Here is a 5,056-nt window from a genome sequence, read left to right on the forward strand (position 1 = left end):
ACCTCATGCACCACCAGCATGTTGTGTCCCGATGCGACGAGCCCGATGCCGCTGACGACCACGATGTGGTCGCCGGCCGACAGCATGCCCGTCGTGCGGCCCCAGGTTTCGATGTGCTTGATGAGTTGGTCGCTGTCGTTCGTGGGCACGTTTTCCAGCGGCGTGACGCCCCAGTAGAGACACATCTGTCGGGAGACCGTCGGCAGATCCGACACGGCCACAATCGGCACGTGCGTCCGCAGTTTCGACAACGCCAGTGCGGTCGCCCCACTGTGCGTCACCACCACGATCAGCTTCGCGTCGAGCTGCGAGGCGATGAACTGCACGCCGTAGACGACCGCTTCGGTCACGCGGTGCAGGTCTTCGATCCGCACTTCGGAGATCGGCTGGGCCGCCCGGCCGCGCAGCAGCGGTTCGGTGGCCAGAGCGATGCGGTTCATCATCTCGACGGCGGCGCGAGGGTATTCGCCCACGGCCGTCTCGCCGGAAAGCATGCAGGCGTCGCAGCCGTCGAGAATCGCGTTCGCCACATCGGTCACTTCGGCCCGCGTGGGGTGTTGCGAATGCTGCATGCTGTCGAGCATCTGCGTGGCGATGATCACCGGCTTGCGATGGCGGTTGCAGACGGCCACAATCTGTTTCTGCGCCACGGGCATGCGGGCCACGTCGATCTCCACCCCCAGATCGCCGCGGGCCACCATCACGCCGTCGGCCGCGGCCACGATCTCTTCCAGCCGGACCAGCGCTTCGGGCTTCTCGATCTTGGCGATGACCATGGCCCGCGAGTTGTGTGCCCGCAGCAGCGCCTTGAGCGCCAGCACCTCATCGGGCGAACGGATGAAGCTCAGGCCGACAAAGTCGACGCCGTGCTGCGCCGCCCAGATCGCATGGGCGCAGTCCACTTCGTCCATGGCGGGCAGGCCGAGCTTGACGCCGGGCAAGTTGATGCCCTGCCGGCTGCGCACCATGCCCGACTGAACGACGCGGCACACGGCCACGTCGGGGCCGCGTTCTTCCACCTGCAAGCTCACGGTGCCGTCGGCCAGCATCACGCGGTCGCCAACTTTCACCTCGTCGATCAAGCGGGCGTAGGTGCTCACCAGCTCGTCGGCCTGCGAGGAGACGTCTCCGCGCACGAACCGCAGGTGGGCATCTTGGCAGCACTCCACCTGACCGCCCGGCAACTCGCCCAAGCGGAGTTTCGGGCCGGCCAGATCGGTGAGCACGCCGATCGGGCGGCCCGCGGCCTGGCTGACGCGGCGGACGGCTTCGAGGTTGGCTTGCTGCTTCTCGACGCCGCCGTGGGCCATGTTGAGGCGAAACACGTCGACGCCTGCCCGCACCAGCTCCGCAAGCTGGCTCTCTTCTCGGCAGGCGGGGCCGATTGTGGCGATGACTTTGGTGCGGGCAAACGTGGGTCTCGGAGCGGTGTCGACCATGACGCAATCTCTTCTGGGTTTCGTTGACGAGACGCCCGCTCAGCGAGCGTACCGCGCGAGCATCGTCGCCGAGATGAGGGGTGCGCGACACACCACGGCGATCGTTCGGACTCGTGAGTCCGGTGTTTGAAGACGCTTGGCAATACTTTACCTTGATCGCCCCACGCTGGCTAGTGCCGCAGCTATCGGCGGGCACCGGCCAGCGAGGATCTGAAAAAGGCGAACTCGGCGTCGCCCAGCGTGTCCAGCACCCCATCGCGATTGTGCGACTTGACGTTCGACAAGTAGTAGAACTCGTGCGGCACCGTGTGCTCCACCAGTACCCGGTGCAGGGCCTCGCAACGCGGCGCCAGCCAGTTTTCGTTTTCGACGTGGCAGACGATCCGGATCAGCGTGCGGTCGCGCAGCGCGTCGGCGTTCTTGGCGGCCAGCGTGAAGGGGTCGTTCTGGCGGAAATAGTCCAGGTCGCTTCCCATGACCGTCGGAAACAACTTCGACCAGGCGCGGGCGGGAAGCGGCTGAGTCAGCTCCGGATCGAGCAACGGCGGCGCCTGAATGGAGATCACGCCAAACACTTCCGGGAACTTAAACCCCAAGTGCGCGGCGCCGAAACCGCCCATCGAAAAACCTTCCACCGCGCGCCCGTCGCGCGAGGCGATCGTCCGGTACGTCGCGTCCACGTGCGGTACCAGATCGTTGATCGTCACCGACTCCACCGGGTACTTGCCGTCTCGCGAGTCGCAATACATCGTGGCGCCACGCAGGCCGTTGGGCATCACGGCGATCATCGGCGCCGTCCGCCCGGAGCGGACCGCTTTGTCGAGCCGCCCGACGATTTCGGCGCCGTCTCGGCGCGGCGTGCCGCCGCTGGCGTGCAAGTAGTAGAGCACCGGGTAGCGTTGGTCGGGATTCTCTTCGTAACCCGGCGGAAGATAGACGACGTAGCTCACGTCGCCGCCAATCGTTTGGCCGTGAAAGGTGGCCTAGCTCGCGCCGTCGGGAACCGTCCGGTCTGGATCGACCCAATCCATCGGACCGTACTGGTACTGAGTCGGCGGAGCTTGGCTGGCGCGCGACGGCTCCGCCGGCGTTGGCTCTTTAAACTGGCGTTGAAAAAAGGCCACCGCTCGCCGGGCCGCTTCTTTCGTTTCCGCGATGTCGGGTCGGCCCACGTAAAAACCGTGCGGACCGTTGTCCGGCAGATAGGTCTCGACCTGTTTGCCCGCCGCCTTCAGTTTCCGCACGTAGATCTCGATGATCGAAGTCGGAGAGTTATCGTCGTTCTTCCCGTTGACAATCAGGACCGGACACGCGACGTCCGCCACCTCGGTGATGGCCGAACTGTAGCCGTACTTGGCCGGGTCTTTCCAGATCTCGTCGGCCGTGGCCTTGTGCTTTTGCTCCATGTCGCGGACCAGCTTTTGCAAGATCGGCACGAGCGGTTCGCCGCGATCGGCGGCCCGTTTCACTTCCGTCAGGTCGAGCGCCGCGGGCGCGCAGAGCACCGCCCCTTGCAGCTTGGCCCGTGAGACGACGCGCGAGCCGACCTGCGCGCCGTGGCTGCAGCCGAACAGTCCAATCCGCTGGGGATCGACGAACGGGAACTTGCGGACCGCCTTGACCGCTTCTACCGTGTCGTCGAATTCGACCGGTTCGATCGAGAGGCCTTCTACGGGACGGTAGTCGATGGAATAGACGGCCCAGCCGGCGTCGATGAACTCCTTCGTCGGAGACCGCGTCGACCGCCCCATCGCGTAGGCGGCCCCAGGGCCGTACTGGCCACCGTGCAAGAGCATCACCACCGGAAACGGCCCAGGCCCAGCGGGCTTGCGGATGTAGGCCGGAATCGATAGTCCGCCGACCCCTGCGAACTCGGTCGTCTTTCCCAATGACCCGTCAGAGAGCCGCTCCCAATCGTTTTCCGCATTCAGTTCCGCGTTCGCATCGGACGAATTCACAAACCAGGCCCGCGTCGTGGGATCGGTCTTGAAGAATTTCAGCAGCAGTCCGCCGACTTTTTTCTGGCCGGCGGGCGACTCGTGCATGCGGTCGCGCTCGGAGAAGTCGTCGTAGGCGAAGAAGACGCCGTCCTTGCGCGGCACGGCACCGTTGGTCCACAGGTAGGCCGCCCAACTGAGCCAGGGGGCTTTCGCGTCGCCGCGGTCCGCAGCGAAGTTCAGCTCCGCGTCGCCTGCGATCTGCCGTTCGATCAGCCACTTGACCGCGAACCCCGATTCGTACGAGAACGGCTCCGAGTTGCCTGCCTCGGCGCCGTTCGGCCGTCGCATGGCCCACCCGCCATAGGTCCGGCTCGACAGGTATGCCAACCTGACGTTCGGGAAACGCCGCGGCAGGATCTGCACGATCTTCGTCAGCTCCTGTTCCAGGGTCTGGATGTACTTCGGAAAGCCTCCCTGGTGCGGCGCGGGGTCGGTCTCTTTGATCCAGACCACTTGCACCTGTTCGCGTGTGACATGGGCCGCTTGCAGCCGCTCGTCCACCGTCGCCCAGTATTGCGTGCCCAGTTTCTGATCGTCGGGATTCTGGATCATCGCGGCCGACCGGCCGCCGACCGCCCCGTTGACAAGCACCAAATGCGGATTGACCTGCGGGTCCGCTTGAACGGCTTCCTGGAAGCCGTTGAAGGCCTGCACGGTGTTGCTGAAGCCGATTCCCAAGAGCACGATCGTGCCGTCGTCGGCCGGCCGCCCCGCCGCGTCGAGCGGCCGGATCTGTCCGGCCAGAGCGACGCCCGCCGCTTCGTGCTCGGCGGGACGATTGTTTCGCCCCTCGGGATAAAGGCCCCCTTCGAATCCCTGATACCGCTCCGGCCCGAGGTCCGTGAGCGGCGTCAGGTGCGAGGTCTCCTGTTGTGGCTGCCGGCTGGATGGCTTCGTTGGAGTCGGAACGTCATGCCCGGCTGTCTGCAACCGAATCGTGCGCAGCACTCGCTTTCCGTCGGTCGCTTCGACCACCAGCGTAACTGAGACGCCCGGTTGCAACTGCTTTGAGGCGATGCCCTCGGGCAACACTCGTCCCTCGCCATCGACGACTTTGACGTCCGTCGGGACGCGGACGCCGTGGTCCTTGCCTCCCGCGGCGAACACGAGCATTCGCTGGTCGGCCTTGACCTCTTTGACGACCGCGCGCACTTCGGCTGCCCTTGCACTGCCGGCAAGCACGATGAGAGTGCCCAAGCCGAATCATCCGGCATTCGCATGCTCATCAAGTTCGCCAAGACCATGCGCACCTACCGGGAAGGGATCCTCAACTACTACAACTACCCCATCTCCACGGGTCCCCTGGAAGGCACGAACAACAAGATCAAGACCATGAAGCGTCAAGCCTACGGTTTCCGCGATCAGGCATTCTTCAAGTTGAAGATCTTGCGATCCACGAGGCGAGGTACGAACTGGTTGGATGAACCAATGTCTCTTGCCCGATCTCACCCTCGGTACGCACTTTCCGGATGAACCAGGTATCGGCCAGCCGAAAAGCCCCGAGCGCCAGCGTAGACGCGCAACTGGCGAAGTTTCGAAGATGGCCAACTCGCGCCAAAAGTTTGCGCCAAGGCCGCCACCTTTCGTTCTGGTGCTTTTTCGAAGGCTGCCAACGCC

4 protein-coding genes are annotated in these 5,056 nt (G+C 64.6%); all 4 read right to left on the reverse strand.

What is annotated here, in order from left to right:
• A partial coding sequence (gene pyk / locus VNH11_00250; protein ID HVA44788.1) for a pyruvate kinase occupies positions 1-1,439 on the reverse strand: 1,439 nt, incomplete at its 3' end.
• A 182-nt stretch (positions 1,440-1,621) separates the two neighbouring features.
• Positions 1,622-2,401 carry an alpha/beta hydrolase-fold protein gene (locus tag VNH11_00255; protein HVA44789.1) on the reverse strand — a complete coding sequence of 260 codons (780 nt, stop codon included), beginning with the start codon at positions 2,399-2,401 and terminating at the stop codon, positions 1,622-1,624.
• A 21-nt stretch (positions 2,402-2,422) separates the two neighbouring features.
• On the reverse strand, positions 2,423-4,636 hold the full coding sequence (locus VNH11_00260) for a prolyl oligopeptidase family serine peptidase (GenBank protein HVA44790.1): 2,214 nt from the start codon (positions 4,634-4,636) through the stop codon (positions 2,423-2,425).
• 6 nt (positions 4,637-4,642) lie between these two features.
• On the reverse strand, positions 4,643-5,056 hold a 414-nt coding region (locus VNH11_00265; GenBank protein HVA44791.1), incomplete at its 5' end, for a hypothetical protein.

Source organism: Pirellulales bacterium (assembly GCA_035533075.1).
GTDB lineage: Bacteria > Planctomycetota > Planctomycetia > Pirellulales > JAICIG01 > DASSFG01.